The sequence below is a fragment of the Nocardioides sp. SYSU D00065 genome, from assembly GCF_017916425.1.
Taxonomy (GTDB): Bacteria; Actinomycetota; Actinomycetes; order Propionibacteriales; family Nocardioidaceae; genus Nocardioides.
Map to the genome: position 1 here is coordinate 1,270,510 of NZ_JAFMSX010000001.1, position 19,040 is coordinate 1,289,549.

At 72.8% G+C, this 19,040-nt stretch carries 16 protein-coding genes; 8 read left to right on the forward strand and 8 right to left on the reverse strand.

Translation table 11 applies throughout. The annotated features are described in order from the left end of the window. Position 1 precedes the first annotated feature (1 nt). Positions 2–1,348, reverse strand: a complete 1,347-nt coding sequence (locus J3P41_RS06025; protein WP_210649279.1) for an MFS transporter — start codon at positions 1,346–1,348, stop codon at positions 2–4. Positions 1,349–1,403: 55 nt separating this feature from the next. Then, positions 1,404–2,105: a hypothetical protein gene (locus tag J3P41_RS06030; protein ID WP_210649280.1), complete on the reverse strand. Its 702-nt coding sequence runs from the start codon at positions 2,103–2,105 to the stop codon at positions 1,404–1,406. Positions 2,106–2,365: 260 nt separating this feature from the next. Between J3P41_RS06030 and J3P41_RS06035 the strand changes: the two genes are divergently transcribed. Genes J3P41_RS06035 through J3P41_RS06045 form a run of 3 tightly spaced genes read left to right on the forward strand, consistent with a single transcriptional unit; the run spans position 2,366 to position 6,287 of the window. Further along, positions 2,366–3,349 carry a MauE/DoxX family redox-associated membrane protein gene (locus J3P41_RS06035; protein ID WP_210649281.1) on the forward strand — a complete coding sequence of 328 codons (984 nt, stop codon included), beginning with the start codon at positions 2,366–2,368 and terminating at the stop codon, positions 3,347–3,349. Between the two features lie 26 nt (positions 3,350–3,375). Further along, a complete protein-coding gene (locus J3P41_RS19185; RefSeq protein ID WP_210649282.1) occupies positions 3,376–5,226 on the forward strand; it encodes a glycosyltransferase in 1,851 nt (616 codons plus the stop codon). Further along, entirely contained in the window at positions 5,223–6,287 is a 1,065-nt protein-coding gene (locus tag J3P41_RS06045; RefSeq protein WP_210649283.1) for a glycosyltransferase, read from the forward strand. The genes J3P41_RS19185 and J3P41_RS06045 overlap by 4 nt, the downstream gene beginning before the upstream one ends. On the opposite strand, the gene J3P41_RS19190 is transcribed toward J3P41_RS06045, so the two are convergent. Beyond that, entirely contained in the window at positions 6,280–7,491 is a 1,212-nt protein-coding gene (locus tag J3P41_RS19190) for a glycosyltransferase family 4 protein (RefSeq protein WP_210649284.1), read from the reverse strand. The genes J3P41_RS06045 and J3P41_RS19190 overlap by 8 nt on opposite strands. A gap of 63 nt (positions 7,492–7,554) precedes the next feature. On the opposite strand from J3P41_RS19190, the gene J3P41_RS06055 reads away from it, so the two are divergent. Both J3P41_RS06055 and J3P41_RS06060 read left to right on the forward strand, forming a co-directional pair. Further along, complete coding sequence (locus tag J3P41_RS06055; RefSeq protein WP_210649285.1) at positions 7,555–8,175, forward strand: PIG-L deacetylase family protein; 621 nt, start codon at positions 7,555–7,557, stop codon at positions 8,173–8,175. Next, complete coding sequence (locus J3P41_RS06060) at positions 8,172–8,819, forward strand: WbqC family protein (protein ID WP_210649286.1); 648 nt, start codon at positions 8,172–8,174, stop codon at positions 8,817–8,819. Before J3P41_RS06055 ends, J3P41_RS06060 begins: the two co-directional genes overlap by 4 nt. On the opposite strand, the gene J3P41_RS06065 is transcribed toward J3P41_RS06060, so the two are convergent. After that, positions 8,755–9,987, reverse strand: coding sequence for a glycosyltransferase 87 family protein (locus J3P41_RS06065; RefSeq protein WP_210649287.1), 1,233 nt, complete (start codon positions 9,985–9,987; stop codon positions 8,755–8,757). The two genes, J3P41_RS06060 and J3P41_RS06065, sit on opposite strands and share 65 nt — an antisense overlap. Then, a complete protein-coding gene (locus tag J3P41_RS06070) occupies positions 9,984–10,931 on the reverse strand; it encodes a beta-1,6-N-acetylglucosaminyltransferase (protein ID WP_210649288.1) in 948 nt (315 codons plus the stop codon). Before J3P41_RS06070 ends, J3P41_RS06065 begins: the two co-directional genes overlap by 4 nt. A 60-nt stretch (positions 10,932–10,991) precedes the next feature. On the opposite strand from J3P41_RS06070, the gene J3P41_RS06075 reads away from it, so the two are divergent. Further along, positions 10,992–12,314 carry a glycosyltransferase 87 family protein gene (locus tag J3P41_RS06075; protein ID WP_210649289.1) on the forward strand — a complete coding sequence of 441 codons (1,323 nt, stop codon included), beginning with the start codon at positions 10,992–10,994 and terminating at the stop codon, positions 12,312–12,314. Here the strand turns inward: J3P41_RS06075 and J3P41_RS06080 are convergent. Then, positions 12,298–13,380, reverse strand: a complete 1,083-nt coding sequence (locus J3P41_RS06080) for a glycosyltransferase (RefSeq protein ID WP_210649290.1) — start codon at positions 13,378–13,380, stop codon at positions 12,298–12,300. The two genes, J3P41_RS06075 and J3P41_RS06080, sit on opposite strands and share 17 nt — an antisense overlap. A gap of 120 nt (positions 13,381–13,500) precedes the next feature. On the opposite strand from J3P41_RS06080, the gene J3P41_RS06085 reads away from it, so the two are divergent. Continuing rightward, complete coding sequence (locus tag J3P41_RS06085) at positions 13,501–15,351, forward strand: ABC transporter ATP-binding protein (RefSeq protein WP_210649291.1); 1,851 nt, start codon at positions 13,501–13,503, stop codon at positions 15,349–15,351. 19 nt (positions 15,352–15,370) lie between these two features. Here J3P41_RS06085 and J3P41_RS06090 read toward each other — a convergent pair whose 3' ends face one another. Continuing rightward, positions 15,371–16,099: an alpha-1,2-fucosyltransferase gene (locus J3P41_RS06090; RefSeq protein WP_210649292.1), complete on the reverse strand. Its 729-nt coding sequence runs from the start codon at positions 16,097–16,099 to the stop codon at positions 15,371–15,373. 190 nt (positions 16,100–16,289) lie between these two features. Here J3P41_RS06090 and J3P41_RS06095 point away from each other — a divergent pair, with 190 nt between their 5' ends. Next, positions 16,290–17,159, forward strand: a complete 870-nt coding sequence (locus J3P41_RS06095) for a glycosyltransferase family 2 protein (RefSeq protein WP_210649293.1) — start codon at positions 16,290–16,292, stop codon at positions 17,157–17,159. Positions 17,160–17,169: 10 nt separating this feature from the next. Here the strand turns inward: J3P41_RS06095 and J3P41_RS06100 are convergent, their stop codons facing one another. After that, a complete protein-coding gene (locus J3P41_RS06100; RefSeq protein ID WP_210649294.1) occupies positions 17,170–18,843 on the reverse strand; it encodes a rhamnan synthesis F family protein in 1,674 nt (557 codons plus the stop codon). Positions 18,844–19,040 lie beyond the last annotated feature (197 nt).

Genomic DNA, 19,040 nt, shown 5'->3' on the forward strand with positions numbered 1-19,040 from the left:
GTCAGGCCGGCGCGGGGCGCAGGGTCGGTGCCAGCACGGCCAGCCCGAGCAGCGGCAGCACCGCCAGCACGAGCAGCGCGCCTGGCATCCCGACGGGACCGCTGAGCCCGGCGACCACCGCCGAGCCGACGCTGCCGCCGATGAGGAAGAGCAGCGTCGAGACGCCGAGCGCCACGCCGCGGACCTCGTGGTGCACGGCGTCGCCGACCACCGCGCTCAGCGCGGGCTGGCCCAGGCCGAAGGCGAACGTGACCAGGATGATCGCGACCACGAGCACCGGGGCGCTGACCCAGTGGGCACCGGCGGTGGCGACCAGCAGTGCCACGGAGGCGATGACGGCAGCCGTGGCGAGGGCCCGTGCGGGCCCCCCGCGGTTGAGCATCGGGCCGGCGACCCGGGGCACCATCAGCGCCACGACAGCGCTCGGCAGCATGGCGAGCCCGACCTGCCAGGCCTCCCAGCCCTCGGCGAGCAGGACCGCCGGCAGCGCGATGAGCATGGCGAACCACGACGCCGGGACGGCGGACGCCGAGACCGCACTGCGCACGACGGTCGCGTTGCGGACGACCTCGATCGGCAGGAAGCCGTCGGGGCGCCGGCGTACAGAGGCGCGAACGGCCGGTACGCCGAGCACGAGCAGGCCCGCGCCGATCGCGGCCACGACCAGACCGGCCGACGGCGACTGCACGAGCAGCACCATGCCGGCGGCCGTCAGCGCGACCAGGACGGCACCCACCACGTCGAGGCGGGCACCGCTCCCGCCGGTCGGGAGCGCGCGCCACAGCAGCGGCACGACCAGCGCGCCGAGGATGGGCAGCGCCATCACGGCGCGCCAGCCGAACGCGGCCTCGACCGCGCCGCCAATCAGCGGCCCGAGGCAGCTGATGGCGGCCGCGACGCCCGCGAGGCGGCCGAACGCGAGGCCGCGCACCTCCCCGCTGTACCTCGCGGAGAGGATGGTGACGCCGAGGGTGGGTACGGCGGCGGCGCCGGCTCCCTGCAGGATGCGGGCCCCGAGGAGGACCTCGAACGTCGGTGCCAACGCGGCCACGAGCGCGCCCACGGACATCAGGACGAGGCCGGCGAGCAGCGGCGCGCGGACGCCGACGAGGTCGGAGATCCGCCCGTAGAGCGCGGTGGTGACCGCGAGCATCAGCACGTAGAGGCTGATCGTCCAGGCGGCCAGGCCCGCGTCGACGCCGAGGTCCGGCCCGAGGAGGGCGAGGGTCACCGCGGCGCTGGACGAGCCCATCCCGGCGAGGCCGAAGAGGAGTCCGAGGAGCGTCGAGACGCGACGGGAGTCGTCAGTCTGCGCGAGGGCGGGATCGGTCTCGGTGGCGGAGGTCATCGGGAGGCGACAACACCCCGCCGGGCCGCGGCATTCCCTCGGAGGCGACTCGGTGTCAGCAGATGACGGGCTGGAAGGACATGTTGGAGATGCCGATGAACGGAGAACCGCTCGCGGAGCCGTCCTGGGCGTAGGTGAACGACATGCTGGAGATCGGGCCGGCCCAGCTGACCGCGACGTTGCCGTTGCTCGTGTTGCCGGGCGTGGCGGCCGACGTGTTGTATCCGTTGGCGCGGAAGGCGTTGGATCCCGTGCCCCCGTTGCCTGTCACATAGGTCTGGTTCGCGATGGTGTAGGCGAAACCCGGGGTGTTGACCGTGACCCGGTCATCCCAGTTGGCACCACCGGAGTCGATGTCGAGGAAGCTGAATCGCAGGTTGATCACGTCGACCGGCTGACCGTTGCGGGTGAACGTGAACGTCGCCGTCTGCGCGCTGTTGTTCGCCGAGGTGCTGTAGAACCTGAGGTTGCTCGACTGGCCTCCGGTCTGCACGTTCGAGATGGTCCGGTTGTTCAGGGCGGTCGTCTGACCTGAGACGGTGAGCGTGACGACGACCCCGCCCGACGTGGTGCTGACGAACGTCGAGCCGCTCGACCCCACAGCCGACCAGACGATCGTGGTGCTGGCGCACGGCGAGGCGGCGAACGCCGGAGCTGTCGTCGCGACGGCGACGACGGGCACGGTCCACGCGGCGCCGCGGACGAGCGAGCGGCGCGACGTACGTACGCCTGCGAGCGGAGTGGTGTCGATCGACATGACGAGGCCCCTAGGTCACGCAAGCGACCCCCACGGTCGCTCGGTGTCACCACGCTAGGTCTGGCTCGCCCACCGATCGGTAACGAGAAATCCTCAAGAGAACCTTGTCTGCACCACGAAATCCACCGTCGAACGGGCTCACGCAGGGAGGATCAGCGGTCGACGGTCGAGCGCAGCCCGTTTCCCGGATGACAGACGACCTGCCGGGCACGGAGCCGCGCCGGCGCGGCGAGCCGGCACGGACGCCTACGATGCGGGCCATGTCGTCGCCACCGCTCGCAGCGCTGGTCGTCCAGCTGACGCTGGCGGGGGTGCTGCTCGTCAGCGGTGTCGCCAAGCTTCGCGACCCGCGGGCGACGCGCGATGCGTTCGACGCGCTGCGGGTGCCGGGCGTGCTGCCGGCCGACCGCGCCGCGACGGCCCTCCCGTGGGTCGAGGTCACGCTCGCCGTGCTGCTCCTCGCCGCCCCGCGCGGCTGGCTCGTGCCGGTCGCCGTGGCCGTGCTCGCGCTGATGCTCGCCTACACCTGGCTGGTCGGGCGCGCCCTCGGCTTCGACGAGCCGGTGTCGTGCTCGTGCTTCGGCAGCCTGGGCCGCCACGACGTCGACCGCACCACCGTGGCGCGCAACGTGCTGCTGTCGGTGCTCGCCGGTGCGGCCGTCTGGTACGCCGTCGAGGGCGGATCGGCGCCGGCCGCCCTCCGCGCGCTCGACCGTGACGGCTGGTGGGGTCTGGCCGCCACGGGGGCGGCGACCGCCGTGGTGGCCCTCGTCGCCGGCCGCGCGTCCACGCCGCCGGCTTCGTCCGAGGTGCTGGACTACGAGCGCCAGCCGATCCCGTTCGGGGTGCTCACCCGTCACGACGGGAGCAGCGCCACGCTGACCGAGCTGGCGGCGAGCCAGGCCCGCCTGCTCCTCGTGCTCAACCCCGGCTGCTCCCCCTGCGTCCGGGTCGCCGAGAGGGTGGACGGCTGGAGCGCGCAGCTCGGCCCCGCGGTCGGTGTCGTCGCGGTGTACCCCGACGGGCCGTCTGCCCGCGCAGCGTCCCAGCATGCCGCCGAGACCGCCGCCTGGGAGCCGGAGCTCAACATCCGCCGCGTCTTCTCGGTCGGCACCCCGGCCGCGATCCTGCTCGGCGCCGACGGCTTCCTCGCCGGCGGACCGGTCGCGGGTGAGGACGACGTCGTGGAGTTCGTCGCCGAGGTGCAGGAGGCGTTGGCCGAGGAGCCGATCGGCGCCGAGTGAGCGGTGCCGGCTCCTAGGATCGTCGCGTGCCGTCCCCCGCCGTCTCCGTCGTCGTGCCCACCCGCGGCGGAGCTCGTCGGCTGCCGGTGCTGCTCGACACGCTGGCCGCGCAGACGATCGACGAGGCGTGGGAGGTGGTGGTCGTCCTCGACGGGGACGTCGACGGCAGCCGCGAGGTGCTGGACGCGTACGCCGACCGGCTGCCGCTGCGCGTGCTCGAACGCGCGGGCGGGGACGGGGTGGGCGCCGCCCTCGCCGCGGGGTACGCCGCCGCGGACGGCGAGATCGTGCTGCGCTGCGACGACGACCTGACACTCCCGTCGGGACTCGTCGCGGGCCACCTCGCGCGGCACCGGACGAGGCCGGCCGGCGCTGCGCCACTCGGGGTCGTCTCGATGACCCGGGACGTCCTCGCCGACTCGCCGTACGCCGCGGCGTACGGTCGGCCCGCCAACGAGCGCCTCCTCGCACAGGCGTACGCCCGCCCGGCCGGCGAGCGGTGGCAGCACTGGGCGGCCTGCAACTCCGTGCCCCGCGCCGCCTACGAGGCGGCCGGTGGCTTCGACGCGACGATGGGCTACCGCGAGGACTCCGAGCTGGGCCTGCGCCTGGCGCGGACGGGCGTCGAGATCGTGATCGACCCACAGCTCGAGGTCGAGCACCGCGGTCCCGCCCCGGACACGACGACGCGCGCGGCACGCGCGTTCACCTCGGGCGCCTCGACCGTCGCCTTCGACGAGCGGCACCCGGGCACCCACGGCGCCGTGCCGGCACCCGCCGGCGCGTGGGGCCGTGCGGTCGCTCTCGCCGCGCACCGGATCGCCTCCCGAGCGGACGCGGCCCGGTTGGGCCGGCGCGTGGACGACCTCCTCCCCCGCCTGCCGGCCCTCGCGCACGGCAAGGTGATCGCGTGGGCGGTGGAGGCCGCAGCCCTCGCCGGTCGCCGCGCCGGGGACGCGACCTGGCTGCGCGCGGAGTCGCCCCCCGTGCGGGAGGTGCGCGACGTCAGCGTCGTCGTACCCCACCACGGAGACCCGGCGCCGACGCTCGCGCTCCTCGACCAGCTCGCGGTCCAGACGCACCCGGTGCAGGTGATCGTCGCGGACGACGCGTCCCCGACGCCGTTCCCCGATCGCGAGGGCGTCGAGGTGGTGCGACGCGAGGCGAACGGCGGCTTCGGGGCCAACGTGAACTCCGGCGCCGCCGCGGCCGTGGGCGAGGCGCTGCTCGTGCTCAACAGCGACCTCACCGTCGAGCCGACGTTCGTCGCCGACATGGTGGCGGCGGCGCGGACGCACCCGGGTGCGGTCCTCGCACCGCGGATCGTCGACGAGCACGGCGCCGAGGCGTGGATCGGTCGGCGGTTCCCGCGCACCCACCACCAGGCGGCCGCCTGGCTGACGCCCCTGGCGCGTTTCCGCGACACCCGTGCCTGGCACTGGGCAGTCGGCCACGACGTGCGCGCCCACGCGACCGAGTCCGAGGTCGACTGGGTCGTCGGGGCGGCGATGTGGATCCCGCTCGCCGACTTCCGCGCGGTCGGCGGCTTCGACGAGCGATTCTTCATGAACTCCGAGGAGATCGACCTGCAGCGCCGGCTCCGCGCTCGCGGCCTGTCCGTCGTGGCGCTGCGCTCCCCCACCGTGGTGCACGCCGGTGGCGGATCGTCGCCGTCGCAGTCGCGCCGCCAGTGGCTGGTCGACGGCCAGCTGCGCTACGCCGACACGTGGGGTTCCCGGCGCCGCCTGCAGCTCGCGCTCACCGCGGCGACCGGCGCGAACCTGCTGGTCAACGCGACCCGGCGGGCGGCCGGTCGCGACGTGCGCCCCCTCGAGGTGGCTCGCACCGAGCTGTCGCTGATCCGGGGGACGCGATGACGCACGCGCTGGTCCTCTCCGAGCACGACCTCGACGCGTGGAGCGAACGTCACCGGCGCGGGGAGGTGCCGGCACGGATGCCCTACGGCGTGGACGCCCTCAGCGAGGCGGGCTGGACGCTGGCCGGCTCGCGCCGGGCAGTCGCTCCCCGGTGGAGCCGCGCTCGCGACGTGGTGGAGCACCGGGCCGGGTTCCCGGTCGAGCAGGCCCTGCGCGGTGCCCGCGAGGCACGGCGCAGCGACGTGGTGCTGGCGCTGCTGGAGCAGCAGGGCGCCGCCGCCTCGGTCCTGCGGCGCGCCAAGGTGCCGCCGTACGCCTCCACACCGCTCGTCGTCTGGTCCTGCTGGCTGGCCGACGACCTCCGCTCCGCGGACGCCGAGCGACGACGGCACCTCAGGCGCCGCTTCGACGGGGCCGACCTCATCACGCACCTGTCGCGCCACGAGACCGAGATCTTCACCGACCTCGGCATCGGCGAGGAGCGGCTGTTCCCGGTGACCTACGGCGTGAGCCACGAGTACTACGTGCCGGGCGACGGCCCGCGCGACGTCGAGCTGCTCGCCGTGGGCCAGGACCGCGGGCGCGACTACGGCACGTTGTTCGAGGCGGTGCGCGGGACCGACCTGGTCCTCGACGTCGTGTGCAAGCCCGAGAACCTCGCCGACCTCGACGTCCCGGCCAACGTGCGGGTCCACGGCGTCGTGCCCCTCCCGGACTACCGCCGGCTGCTGCAGCGGGCGCAGGTCGTCGTCGTGCCCACCCGCGACCTCGCCTACCCGACCGGCTCCAGCGTGGCGCTCGAGTCCGCCGCGTCGGGTGCCTGCGTGGCCGTCACCGGGACGCGCGCGATGCGCGACTACTTCACCGACACGGTCGACTCCCGCCTGGTCGGCGAGGGGGACGTCGACGGCTGGCGAGCGGTGCTGACCGAGCTGCGCGAGGACGCCGAGCAGCGTCGGCGCCTCGGCGAGGCTGCTCGGGCCAGCGTCGCGACCAGGTTCAACGCCCGGCACATGTGGACCGAGCTCGCCGCGGTGGTGCGCGAGCGCGGGCTCATCTGAGCCAGGTGCGCCGGATGGTGGCCGCGAAGCGCTCCCGGCCGTAGGTGTGCTGCGCCCACGCCTGCGCGCGGTCCGCGCGGGCCCGCGCTGCTCCGGGGTCGTCCAGCACCGCGACGAGCGCGTCCGCCAGGGCGGATGGATCGTCCGTCACGGCCGCCCAGAGGTCCTCCCCGTCGATGCCTTCGGCGCCGACCGTCGTCGTCACCACCGGCACGCCGTGGCACAGTGCTTCGACGGTCTTGAACTTCACGCCCGCACCCTGCAGGACCGGCACGAGCGCGACGGCCGCCGCGTCGTACTCCGCATCGAGGTTCTCGACGAAGCCCGCCAGCTCGACGCGCCCGCTGACGCGCGCGGCGGCCACCCGCTCCCGCAGGCCGGTGGTGGCGCCGCCGCCCACGAGGCGCAGCACGGCGTCGGGACGGCGCGCGCTCACGAGCGGCCAGACGTGGTCGAGCGTCCAGCGGGCCGCCTTGTCGTTCTCGTCGCGGGCCAGGTAGGAGACGACCAGCACGACCGGCCGGACGGGCGGCTCGTGCCGCCGCTCTCGACCGTCGGAGAGCGGAGGGTGCACGACGGTGTGCGCCGGGCTGCCGAGCAGCTCGGCGTCCTTGCGGCTGAAGACGAGCACCTCGTCGAGCCGCGCGACCATCGTCCGCTCGTGACGGCTCGACCTCCGTGCGGCCCCCTGCCAGTAGCGCGCGGCCGCGGGGGTGTCCTGCGGCTCACGGGAGAACGACTGGCTCATCACGTCGTGGAAGGTGCCGGTGATCCGAGCGCGGGGATTCAGCCGGCGCAGCAGCCGCACGAGACGGATCGACTCGGAGTACTGGAGGTCGATGACGTCGGCGGCACGCACGGCCGCGCGGGCCTCGGGCGAGCGCAGCAGGCCGAGCACGAAGGGCAGCGAGGGGGATCCCGGGTCGCGGCGCCGGCGCCACCGGTCGTCGACGGTGAACACGAGCCGGTTGACGAGCCGGCTCACGGGCCCGCGGCCGCGGTCGTGGCCCAGCAGCAGCGTGCGGTCCGGGACCCCCGCCCTGGCCACGGACTCGTGGTTGAGCCGGTTGCCGACGGTGAGCATGGTCAGGTCGGTCTCGGACTCGAGCAGCCGCTGCAGCTCCAGGAGGTAGCGGCCGCCGGCGTGCGGGACGCCCTCGTGGCCGACGTACATGCTGACGAGCACCACGCGGGGTCGGGTCACGATCGGCATCCTCCCAGAACGCCGTCCACCTAGACTCGCGCGCGTCCCGACGAAGGAGCATTGATGGTGCGGCTGATCCTGGCCCCCCACATGGACGACGAAGCCATGGGGTGCGGCGGACTGATGGCGAAGCATCCCGACGAGTGCGTCGTCGTGGTGGTGACCGACAGCGGAGACGTACGCGCACGCGAGCACGCCGAGGCGATGCGCATCCTCGGCGTCGCGGAGTCGCGCCAGCTCGGCTTCCCCGACGGGCAGACGCCGCAGCACATGAGCGAGATGGTCGGTGCCATCGACGCGGTCATGGCCGAGCTGAAACCCGACGAGCTGTACCTGCCGTACCCGTCGCTGCACCAGGACCACATCGCGGTCTACGAGGCCGGCATGCGGTCGTGCCGGGTGTCGATGTCGCTGGACCACTGGTTCCCGCCGAGCGTCTACGTCTACGACATCGCGGTGTACGACGTGAACCTCTACCCCACGGACCTGCGCTGGAACGTCTTCGAGGCGCTGACCGAGGAGCAGATCACCGCCAAGGAGGCCGCCTGCCAGGCCTACCAGTCGGAGATCCCGACCGAGGTGCACCCGATCAACAGCGTCCGCCAGATCGCCGGCGCGCTGGGGCAGGTGCGGCTGGTGCCCTACGCCGAGCAGTACGCGCTGGTCCGGACGGTGCGCCGGTGAAGGTCGCCATCCACCAGCCCGACCTGCTGCCGTGGCCGGGGTTCTGGTTCAAGATGCTCAACTGCGACCGCTTCGTGCTGGCGGTGCACGACCAGCTGCAGAAGCACTGGGTGCAGCGCCGCGTGAGGATGCGGGGGTCGTGGGTGACCCTGCCGCTGGAGACCAAGCCGCACCTGATCCCGATCAACGAGACGGTGGTCAAGCCCGGCTGGCAGGACCACCTGGAGCGCTCGATCACCGGCCGCTACCGCAGCGCGCGGCACTGGAGGGAACGCAGCGGCGACGTGCTGGCGATGATCCACGCCGTCGACTCCCACAACCTCGCCGAGATCAACCACCAGCTGATCCTCGCCATGCGCGACCACCTCGGCATCACGACGGAGGTGGTGCTCACCGACCCGCCGACGCAGAAGGCCGCCGACCGCGTGCTCGAGCAGCTGCGGATGGTGGGCGCGACGTCGTACCTGTCCGGCACCGGCGCCAGGGACTACCTCGGCGAGGAGGCGCAGGCGAAGTTCCGCGAGCTCGGCATCGGGCTGGAGTTCTCCGACCACCTGAAGACGACCGGCGACTCGATCGTCACCGTGCTGATGGACTTCGACGATCCGATGGAGGTCGTGGCGAGGGCTGCTCCTCCGCACTGACCGCGACGACCGGGCGGGCGGCCAGCCCGAGGACACAGACGCCGACGAACATGGCGAGGTCGAGGTTGTCGAACACCAGACCGAGCCCGTGCGCGTCGGAGTACCGCGTCAGCGGGACGTGCAGATAGGCGTACGCCACGATCGCCAGCCCCACGGCGCACGGCAGCGGCCGCCCGCGGAGAGCCAGCACGATCCCGGCGAGCGGCAGCCAGATCTGGTGGTGCGGCCATGCGACCGGGGTCGCCACCACCGCCGCGCAGCCGAGCAGGATCGCCGCAGCGACGTGGTCGCCGGCCCGCCGAGCGCGCTGGGCGTTCCAGTACGCCAGGAGCACCAGGACGCCGCCGATGCCGAGCCACAGCAGAGGCTTCGCGGCCCCCTCGACGCCGGCACGCGTCAGCGCCCCCATCACGCTGCTGTTGAAGCGCAGCCCGGCGTCACCCACGCGCTCGGTCTGGAACACCGCCTCCGTCCAGAACCGGCGCGAGTCGCTCGGCATCACCAGCCAAGCCCCGGCGACGGCGGCGGCGAAGGTGCCGACCGAGGTCGCCAGGGCCCGCCACTGCCGGGTGAGGAGGTACCAGCCCCAGACGATCATCGGCGTCAGCTTCACCGCAGCGGCGAGGCCCACCAGGGCGCCCCGGAACCGTTCCGGGACGAACCGCCCGACGTCCAGGAGGACGAGCAGACCCAGGACGAGGTTGACTTGCCCGGTGATGAGGTCGCTCTGCACCTGCACGGAGCCCAGGAACGCTGCGACCGCTAGCCCGAGCACCGCCAGCCGCCCGAGCGTCGACAGCGGCCACGGTCGGGTCGCGGCGACGAGGGCGGCCAGCACCACGGCGACCAGGACGCACAGCGACAGCCACACCCGCCCGGTCGTCGTCGGGTCCGACCAGATGAGCGGACGCAGCGCGATCGCCGCGAACGGGGGGTAGGTGAAGCCGTACCCCCCGCCCTCGGGGTAGTCGTAGAGCTCGCCCCCCTGCGCGAGGTACTCGATCGCGCCGATGTAGACGGAGATGTCGCCGTTCGGTCCCACGTCCGCACTGGCACCCAGACGCCAGTCGCTGACGACGTGGCGCGCCGCGACGAGCACGGCGACGAGGAGCACCACCCATCGCCACCGGTCGGGACGCACGTTGCCCCGGTCCACGGCCGTGCTCATCGATGCACCCCGCCCACGGCTCGGTCCAGCGCGTCGGCGACCTCGTCGCTGGTGGGGGACAGGAACTTCCGCGCGAACAGGACGTGCTCGGGCTGGGCGAGGAGCCGGGGGACGTCGTCGGGTCCCATGACCCGGGGCAGGTCCCAGTCGCCCTCGGTCCAGTCGACGAACGTCAGCGTGGGCGCGACGCGCCGGCGCACGGAGTCGTCGGTCGCGACGAGCAGGGTCTGGACGTAGGACTCGTCGGGGTACTGGCTCCACCTGAGGAACTCGGCGTACTCGGGATGCCGCTCGCCGAGCTCGGGCACCTTCGAGGCGACGTCCCAGGGCAACGCCCACCACTGGGACCCGCCGACGACCCGGTCACCGACGGCTGGTCGGGGGCGGCCGATGACCGCCAGCACCTCAGCGGCTCGCCGGGGACCCACCTCGCGGAGCAGCCGCCGGGTCCAGCCGACCAGCTCACGCGCGTTCATGTCCTGTCGGCGACGCAGGAGCCTGAGGTCGCCCTTGCGCTCGGACATCGGGACGCAGAAGTAGTCGAGCCGGTCGCGGAAGTTGTCGGGCCAGCGCTCGTGCAACGCCCACAGGTCCATGTGCACACGGTCCTGGCGAGCGGTCAGGTACGCGTCGATGTGCGCCGTGCTCTTCACCGGGTAGCTCTGGCCGCTCAGCATCACGACGTACCCCGGCACCGCCGCGGCGAGGCACGCCCTCAGGAGCACGAGCTGGGCCTCGACCATCGACCAGGTGCCCCACAGGCACCTGACCCGGGTATCGACGGCGACCACGTCGGGCAGGTCGAGCACCGCTCGCCACGGTCCGGTGTCGACCCGCGCGTCGAGGTGCAACCAGAAGGTCGACTCCCCGTCGTGGAGCCGGCGCAGCAGCCGGGCCACGTGCGCCGGCTGGTCGTGAGCCAGCAGCAGGTAGTGCTTCCTCACCTCGACGCCTCCGCGCTCCGAACCGGCCCGACGCGAGCCATCCTTCACTATCCTCGCGTGATGCCACTGGAGTATGCGCCCACCGAGCCCGGGCGGGACGCCCGGTCGGGTGCTCCGTGGGTCTGGCTCGCGGCCACCGTGGTGCTGACGGTGGCCTCGACCGTCCAGAAGCTGCCCTGCCTGCGCGGACGCGTGGACACCGACGTGCTGGCCACCGCGCAGTGCTACAGCGACGTGCCGCTGTTCTACGTCGGGCGCGGGCTGGCCGCGGACTTCGGGTGGTTCGGACAGCTGCCCCAGGGCTACCGCAACCTCGAGTACCCGCCGCTCATCAACCTCTTCATCGAGGCCTGCGCCAAGCTCACCCACGTGGTCACGGGGACCCCGTCGGCGGAGCTGTCGCGCCGCGCGCGGCTGTCCGTCGCCGAGCTGTACGCCGTGCCCGGCATGGCGGACGAGGAACGGACCTTCTTCCTGGTCACGTGCGCGGGGCTGCTGGCCTCGGCCCTCGGCTGCGTGTGGGTGGCGTTGCGAACCGGCTGGCGCCTGGGCGACCGCGTCTCCTGGGCGATGCTCGCGCCCGTCCTCGTCCTCACGCTCACCGTGAACTGGGACGCGATCGCACTGCTGGCGACCGCGCTGGCCCTCCTCGCGTGGCAGCGCGGGCGCGTCGCACTCTTCGGTGGACTCGTCGCGCTGGGCACGGCGGCCAAGCTGTTCCCGCTGGTGCTGCTGGCGGCCGGCATGATCGTGGCCCTGAGGGCGCGGTCGGCGCGTCCGCTCGTCACCATGACGGTCGCCTTCCTCGCCACCACCGTGGTCGTGAACGCGCCGCTCTACCTCTCGAACCCCGAGGCGTGGTCGGAGTTCTGGGACACCAACGCCGACCGACCGGCGTCGTTCGGGTCCCTGTGGATAGCGATGCGGATGATCGGCCTTCCCGTCGCGGCCGACCAGCTGAGCCTCGTCCTGGCCCTGGGCATGCTCGTCGCGTGGGCGGTCCTCGCCGTCCTCACCCGACGCGGCGTTGTCGCCCCGACCTTCGCCGAGCTCGCGCTGGTGCTTCTGCTGATCTTCTTCGTGCTGGGCAAGGTGTACTCGCCCCAGTACTCGCTGTGGGTCGTGCTCGGGCTGCTCCTGGTCACACGCGAGCGATGGCTGATCGGGGTCGTCGCCGCCGCGGAGACGTGGCACTACGTCGCCACCTGGCTCTACATCCGCGGGTTCACGACTCCCGAGTCCGGGGTCGACAAGACGTACTGGTCGTCCATCGTCATCCGACTGGCCGCCGAGGCCGGCGTCGTCGTCTACCTGCTGGCGCGGTCCCGGCGCCGCGCCACGCTGCGCGACCCGGAGCAGCGCACGCTCACCGCCGCTCCCTGACCTCGTCGACCAGGCGACGGGCCAGTCGCCGGGCGCCGACCCGCGCGCGGTTCCACGGATCCGTCGCCGGAGCGTGCGCCTGGTAGTGCGCGAGCGTCACCGCCTCGGACAGCAGCGACGGCGAGCCCGGCGCGGTGATCGCGCGGAAGGTCTCGTCGAGGCGTCGGCGCACCAGCTCGGCACTGTGTCGCGACCGCACCCAGTCCCGCCCCGCCGCCGCGCGGGCGTCGAAGTGCGCCCGGTCGCGGTCGAACCAGTCCATCGCCTCGAGCGTGCGGTCGCACATGTCCACTACGTCGGAGTCGGCGATGACCGAGGAGTGCTCCGGGAGCATGTACTCCTTGGCGCCGTCACCGGTGAAGCCGACGACGTAGCAGCCGGACGCCATGGCCTCGGCGCCGGGAAGGCCGACGCCCTCGCGCTCGGCTCCGAACAGGAAGATCGCCGCGCGCCCGAGCTCCTCGGCGACCTCCTCCTGCGTCATGCCGTCGATGAGGACGATCCGCCAGTCCCCGAGGCGACCGGACCGGCGGACGAGCTGCACGGCGCCCAGCAGATCCTCGCGACGGCGGCGCGGCATGAGGGCGATGCGGCGTTCCTTCTCCGCCGGCCGGAACCAGTCCTCGATCTGCACGGGCACGTTGTGGAGCGGGAAGCCGGGGTGGCAGGCGCGCTCGAGGAAGGTGTGGATGGCGTCGGACACGGCGATGGCGGCCGTGGCCTGCGGCCAGCCCGGGTACGCGCCGGGCTCGTCCACGAGGAAGTCCGAGCTCGCGAACACGAAGTCCATGCCCTGGCACAGCATGACCACCGGCTGACCCCGCGACAGGAAGCTCCACTTCGAGCCGCCGGTCTCCGGCATCACCAGGACGTCGCCGGCGGCGAAGTCCAGCTCGACACCGGTGTCCACGGGCGCCGTCGACCCCCACGAGTCGTACGCGAACCCGGGCGTCCCGTGCCACACGCGGGCGTCGTACCCGAGGGCGCACAGGTGCTCGACGTAGCGGTAGATCACCTTGATGCCGCCGCTCGGCGTGGGCAGGTCGGGCGCCATGAAGCGGATCACGCGGCCCATCCTGGCACCGCCGCACTTCCGGCCCCCGCAGCGCGGTCGTGCCGACTGCCCCACCCCCGGTGGCGGCGAATGGAAGGATGAGGTCATGTCGTGCAGCGAGGACGGGGCCCCGTGCTGAGCCTCCACAGCGCGCTGGTCGGTCGCGCTGCACGGCTGATCGGGATCCCGCCGGGCACCGGCGAGCTGCTGGACCTCGACACGCGTCGCAAGCTCCTGCTCTCCGTCGGGGGCTCCGTGGTCCTGTCCCTGCTGGACGTGCTGGGCGTCCTCGCGATGCTCCCGATGATGCAGTACATCACCGACCAGGACCCGGACGCCGGCGCCCTCGGTGCCGTCAACGGGCTGCTGGGCCATCCCGAGGAGGAAGCGCTGGTCGCGGCGCTCGCGCTCATCATCGTCGGCGCGTTCGTCCTCAAGGACGTCTTCGCGCTGCTGTTCCGGCGGTGGCAGCTCACCTTCATGGCGCGCAACCAGGTCGCCATCCAGGCCCGGCTCCTCGAGGGCTACCTGGTGGGGCCGTACGCCTGGCACCTGACCAAGAACACCTCGGACAAGCTCTGGACCGTCGGAGCGGCAGTCGGCATGGGATACACCGGGGGGCTCTCCGCGGCGCTGGCGCTGCTCACCGAGGTGCTCACCATCGCGTTCGTCTTCGCCTCGTTGTTCTTCATCTCGCCCCTCGCCACGGCCGCCGCGCTCGTCTACTTCGGCATCGCCGGCCTCGTCGTCCAGCGCGGGATCAGGCCGCGGATCCTGCGAGCGAGCCAGCGCAACCTGGAGGCCTCCAAGGCGGTGTCCAAGTCCTCGCTGCAATCCCTGACCGCGGTCAAGGAGATCAAGCTCCGGCACGCTCAGGACCCCTTCGTGCGGACCTTTGCGAGCGCCAGCGAGGAAGGAGCACGTGCCAGCGCGACGGCGACGCTGCTCGCCGAGATCCCGAAGTACTTCCTCGAGATCGTCTTCATCGTCGGGGTCGGCCTGCTGGCGGTCGGCGCGGCCGCCGGCAACACGTCCGGCGACAGCCTCACGCTGCTGGGGATCTTCGTCGCGGCCGGAACCCGCATCCTGCCCAGCGCCGTGCGTCTGATCAACGCCCTCGCGGGCATCAGGTTCGCGCGCGCCCCGCTCGCCCACGTGGTGTCGGAGAACCGGATGCTCGAGGACGCGCGCAACGCCGAGCTGGCCGCGCGCGTGACCACCACCGTCCCCTCCGGGGACGTCGCCGTGCGCGGCCTGACGTTCGCCTACGACGACCAGCCCGACGAGGACGTCCTCCGCGGGGTCGACCTCGACATCCCGAGCGGCCGCACGGTCGCCCTGGTCGGCTCCAGCGGCGCGGGCAAGTCGACGTTCATCGACATCCTGCTGGGCCTGCACCGGCCGAGGGACGGCTCCATCACGGCGGGCGGGACCAGCATCTTCGACAACCTCCCCGACTGGCAGCGCCAGCTCGCGGTCGTGCCGCAGGACGTGACGCTCCTCGACGAGACGCTCCGCGCCAACATCGCCTTCGACGAGGACCTCGACGAGGGCCGGCTCGCCGAGGCTGTGCACCGTGCGCAGCTCGACGACCTCGTCAGGTCGATGCCGCAGGGACTCGACGCCGAGATCGGTGAGCGTGGCGTCCGCCTCTCGGGCGGTCAACGGCAGCGCATCGGCATCGCCCGTGCCCTGTACCGGCGGCCCGCGGTGCTGGTGCTGGACGAGGCGACCTCCGCGCTGGACAACGAGACCGAGCGCCGGCTGACCGAGACCATCGAGAGCCTCAAGGGCACGATGACGATCGTCATCGTCGCCCACCGGCTCTCCACGGTGCGGCACTGCGACCAGCTCGTCTTCATGGCCGACGGGCGAGTCGCGACGGTGGGCACGTTCGACGAGGTCGCCGCCCGGAACGAGCAGTTCGCCCGCCTCGTCGAGCTCGGCTCCCTCGCGCCCCCCGCGCCCGCGTCCGCGGGGTGACGGGCGGCGGCCCCGACTCTCAGCCGGCTGCCACGACCTCCCACGAGGGGTCGTGCTGCCACGGAGCCCCGCCGTCGACGTCGCGCACGTGGAAGCTCGGCGCGAGCACGCGGGTCGTCGCTGACCGGGTGCCGGCGATGTAGGCGCCCCAGTAGGAGAAGGTCGAGTTGCTGAGGACCAGGTTGCTCGCGGACGCCAGCGTGGCCAGGTGATGCACCGGCGTCCCGCGCCTGACGTCGACGGGTCCGACCTCGGCCAGCCACGCCAGCTCCACCGCGCACCACGCGGGGTCGTCCGACACCACGACCACGCGCTCGATCCCGCCCGACCCTGCGACCGACTCGACAGCGGCGCGCAGGTAGGCCGCGAGGTCGAACCCGTAGCGGTCGCGCAGGTCGGGGTCGTCGTAGTAGTCGCCGCGACGGACGTTCACGGTCAGCTTCGCCGGGTCGGGCTCGCTCAGCACCCGCGTGAAGGCGTCGGTGAGCAGGCACTGGCGCACGAACGTGCGCAGCTCGTCCCTCGTGAAGTCGGTCCCGAACTGTTGGAAGTGCGTCGGCGGCACCGGCAGCAGCCGGTCGGTGCGACCGATCGAGAGCCTCGGGATGCTGAGGTCGGTCACCGCCGGCCAGACAGCGGCCCAGTCGGCGAAGTGCTCGCTCTCGCGGACGCGGAGCTGCCGACCCTCCTGCTGCGCGCGGTGGGCCTGCAGCCAGAAGTAGAGGAGGTTGCCGACGCGCGCCGTCATCGGGGTCAGGATGACCGTCCGTCGTCCTCGCCGCAGCTGGGCGGACAGCCACGGGCGAAGGGAGGAGAACGACGGAGGCACCCCCCTCACACTCCTCGGCCGACGTGCGTCCGGTGACGGACCGGGACCGGCCCGAGTGTACGCAACCGGGTCGCGCGCGGGCGGGCAGGAGCGTCCCTAGGCTGTGGCCGTGACGAAGCCCGTGTGCTCGGTCGTGATCCCGACCTACAACGCCGCGCACCTGATCGGGCAGCAGCTCGAGGCGCTGAGCACCCAGCAGGACGCGCCGCCGTTCGAGGTCGTCGTCGCCGACAACGGATCGACCGACGACCTGGAGGCCGGCCTCGCGCCCTGGCGGGAGCGGCTGCCCCTCCTGCGACGGGTCGACGCCTCGCGCGGTCGCGGTGTCTCCGTGGCGCGCAACGTCGGGATCGAGCACGCGTCCACCGACAAGATCCTGGTGTGCGACGCCGACGACCGCGCCTCGCCGAGCTGGGTGTCGGTCATGGCGCGGGGCCTGGCCGAGCACCCGCTCGTGAGCGGCCCGGTCGAGACGACCCTCCTCTCGGGGCGGTCGGCGGCCTGGGTGCCCATCGAGCCGCGGACCACCGGGCTGTTCGAGACGTGGGAGGGCAGGACGTACGGCATCGGCTGCAACCTGGGACTGCGACGCGAGGTGTGGGAGGCGGTCGGAGGCTTCGACGAGGGGTACCCGGCCGGTGCCGAGGAGATCGACTTCGCGTGGCGGGCGTGGGACCTCGGTCATCGCTTCGCCTACCTGCCCGACGCCCTGCTCCACTACCGCATACGCACGGACCTGCGCGGCGTGCTGCGGCAGCAGTACAACTCCGGCCGCGGCACCGCGACCCTCTACGCGAGGTTCCGTCCCGCCGAGGTGGTGCCCAAGTCGGCACCGCGACGCCTGCACCACGAGCTGCTGCTCCTGCGGCAGTACCCCTGGCGCGGGCCAGCCGACGCCCGCCGGAGCTGGCTGGCGTTGGCGGCGTTCGAGGCGGGGAAGCTGGTCGAGGCGCGGCGCCTGGGTTGCCCGGCACCGTGAGGTCCGGGGCTCAGCGACCCCGCTGTTCCTCCGCTGGCGGCTGCAGGCCGACCACGTCGAGGCCCCGGCTCCGCGCCACGTAGCCCATGAGCCGCTCGACGGCATGGGCGGTCGTGGTGTAGGACCCGTCCCCCTCGTCCTGGAAGTCCGCGGCCGTCATCCGCAGTCCCTTGAGCACCTCGACCAGGCTCCCCCGCATGATGTAGATCGACCCCGACGGAAACCTCAGCCCACGCGCCGGGCATCGCACGCGGATGCGTCGTGCCAGGTGGCGGACGGCCCGGCGATCGGTGCCCCACGCGTCGGGGCCGGCGATGCTCCCCTCGTGGCAGCCCAGACCGCCTCGCCCCCGCGTCACTGACCCGTAGGCGTCGTGGAAGGCGGCGCGCGAGCCGAGCAGGCTCCCGACGAGCTGCTCGCGCCAGCCGTCGCCGGTCGTCGCGCTCAGCACCGTGGCGACCCCTTGGTGGCTCTTCTTCGTGTGCAGCTTGAGCACCGCGTCGTAACCGTCCAGGAGTCCTGACTGGACGACCTGGAGGAACGGCCAGATGTCGCGACCACGGTTCTCGACGTCCAGCACCAGCGTGGACCCGGCGGCGGTCCCCGGCAGGTCGAGCGGTGTGCCGGTCGCGTTGGTGACGAACAGGTCGTAGGGCACGTCGACCACTCGCAGGCGGTCCAGGAGCTCGGGCACGAGGTCCGGGTAGTAGACGTGCAGCACCACGGCCAGCCGACCCTTCGACGAGCCGCGCGTCATCCCGCCCTGCCGGGACGGCTGGGATCCGAGCAGCGACGCAGGCGCTCCACGGCGGCGACGCCAGGTCCCGTAGTCGCACGCGAGGTCGGTCGGGATCCCGAGCCGGAACTTCAGCTCGATCGCCGCCAGATGCCTGCCTCGTCGCCGCAGGGCGAAGATCGGACTGTCCCTGCGACGCTGCTCCGCGCCGCTGGAGTCGGCCACGGCGTCGATCTGCTCGACCACTCGTGACTCGACCTCCGGCGGGTCGAGCAACGAGACGGCGCTGGTCGGACGCTCGACCCGCCGGGCGACCACCGCCATGTGCAGGTACCGGGCATCACCGATGATGCTGCCCATCGGCCGGAGCCACCGGTAACGGAACTGGCCCAGCACATCGCTCACGCCCTCGATGCGCTCGACCTCGTAGCCGCATCGGTGGAACATCTCGACGATGGATCGGCGCGTGAAGAACCTGACGTGCGTGCGGTCGAGGGTCCCGGTGTCCTCGTAGTCCCAGCGGCCCCGGGCGAGGTCGACGAGCACGGGGAGGTACTGGATGTTGGGGATCGAGGCGAGCACGCGCCCACCCTGGGCGAGGTGCTCGTGGCACGCGTAGAGGAGGGCCCAGGGGTCGTAGACGTGCTCCAGCACGTCCATGAAGCACACGAGGTCCAGGTCGGTCCACGATGGTGGCACCGACTCCGGGTAGAAGCCCTCGACCACCTCGTCGAAGCCGTGGCCCCGAGCGGCGACGCGTGCCTGCTCGGCCACCGACTCGATGCCGACGATCCAGGCCTCGGGCCCGAGCCGCTCGCGGAGCGTCCGGCCGAAGCCGCCCTTGCCGCAGCCGACGTCAGCGGCCCTGCGGGCATCCGGCGGCACGAAGTCGGCGAACTCCTCCCGAGGGTCGTCCAGGTACACGCCCTGCTGCGTCAGGTCCTCCACGAGCCCCTCCCGGGTCCGGCCGGTCCGGCCGAGCCTAGTCTCGCGGGCCGCTCCTCCTCGCGGTCGAGGGCCGCCCCCCGGCCCGCGGTGTGCACGCTCGCGATCGGGCCCGCACGAACGGGCGGGTCACTAAGGTGGCTCTCGTGACCGTGCTACGACGCCTGGTGGAAGCACCGCCCTCGCTCCGCTGGCACCGG

Coding starts and splice junctions, on each gene's coding strand:
- J3P41_RS06025 (WP_210649279.1), bottom strand. CDS start 1,348: ATGACCTCCGCCACCGAGACCGATCCCGCCCTCGCGCAGACTGACGAC.
- J3P41_RS06030 (WP_210649280.1), bottom strand. CDS start 2,105: ATGTCGATCGACACCACTCCGCTCGCAGGCGTACGTACGTCGCGCCGC.
- J3P41_RS06035 (WP_210649281.1), top strand. CDS start 2,366: ATGTCGTCGCCACCGCTCGCAGCGCTGGTCGTCCAGCTGACGCTGGCG.
- J3P41_RS06045 (WP_210649283.1), top strand. CDS start 5,223: ATGACGCACGCGCTGGTCCTCTCCGAGCACGACCTCGACGCGTGGAGC.
- J3P41_RS06055 (WP_210649285.1), top strand. CDS start 7,555: ATGGTGCGGCTGATCCTGGCCCCCCACATGGACGACGAAGCCATGGGG.
- J3P41_RS06065 (WP_210649287.1), bottom strand. CDS start 9,987: ATGAGCACGGCCGTGGACCGGGGCAACGTGCGTCCCGACCGGTGGCGA.
- J3P41_RS06075 (WP_210649289.1), top strand. CDS start 10,992: ATGCCACTGGAGTATGCGCCCACCGAGCCCGGGCGGGACGCCCGGTCG.
- J3P41_RS06090 (WP_210649292.1), bottom strand. CDS start 16,099: ATGACGGCGCGCGTCGGCAACCTCCTCTACTTCTGGCTGCAGGCCCAC.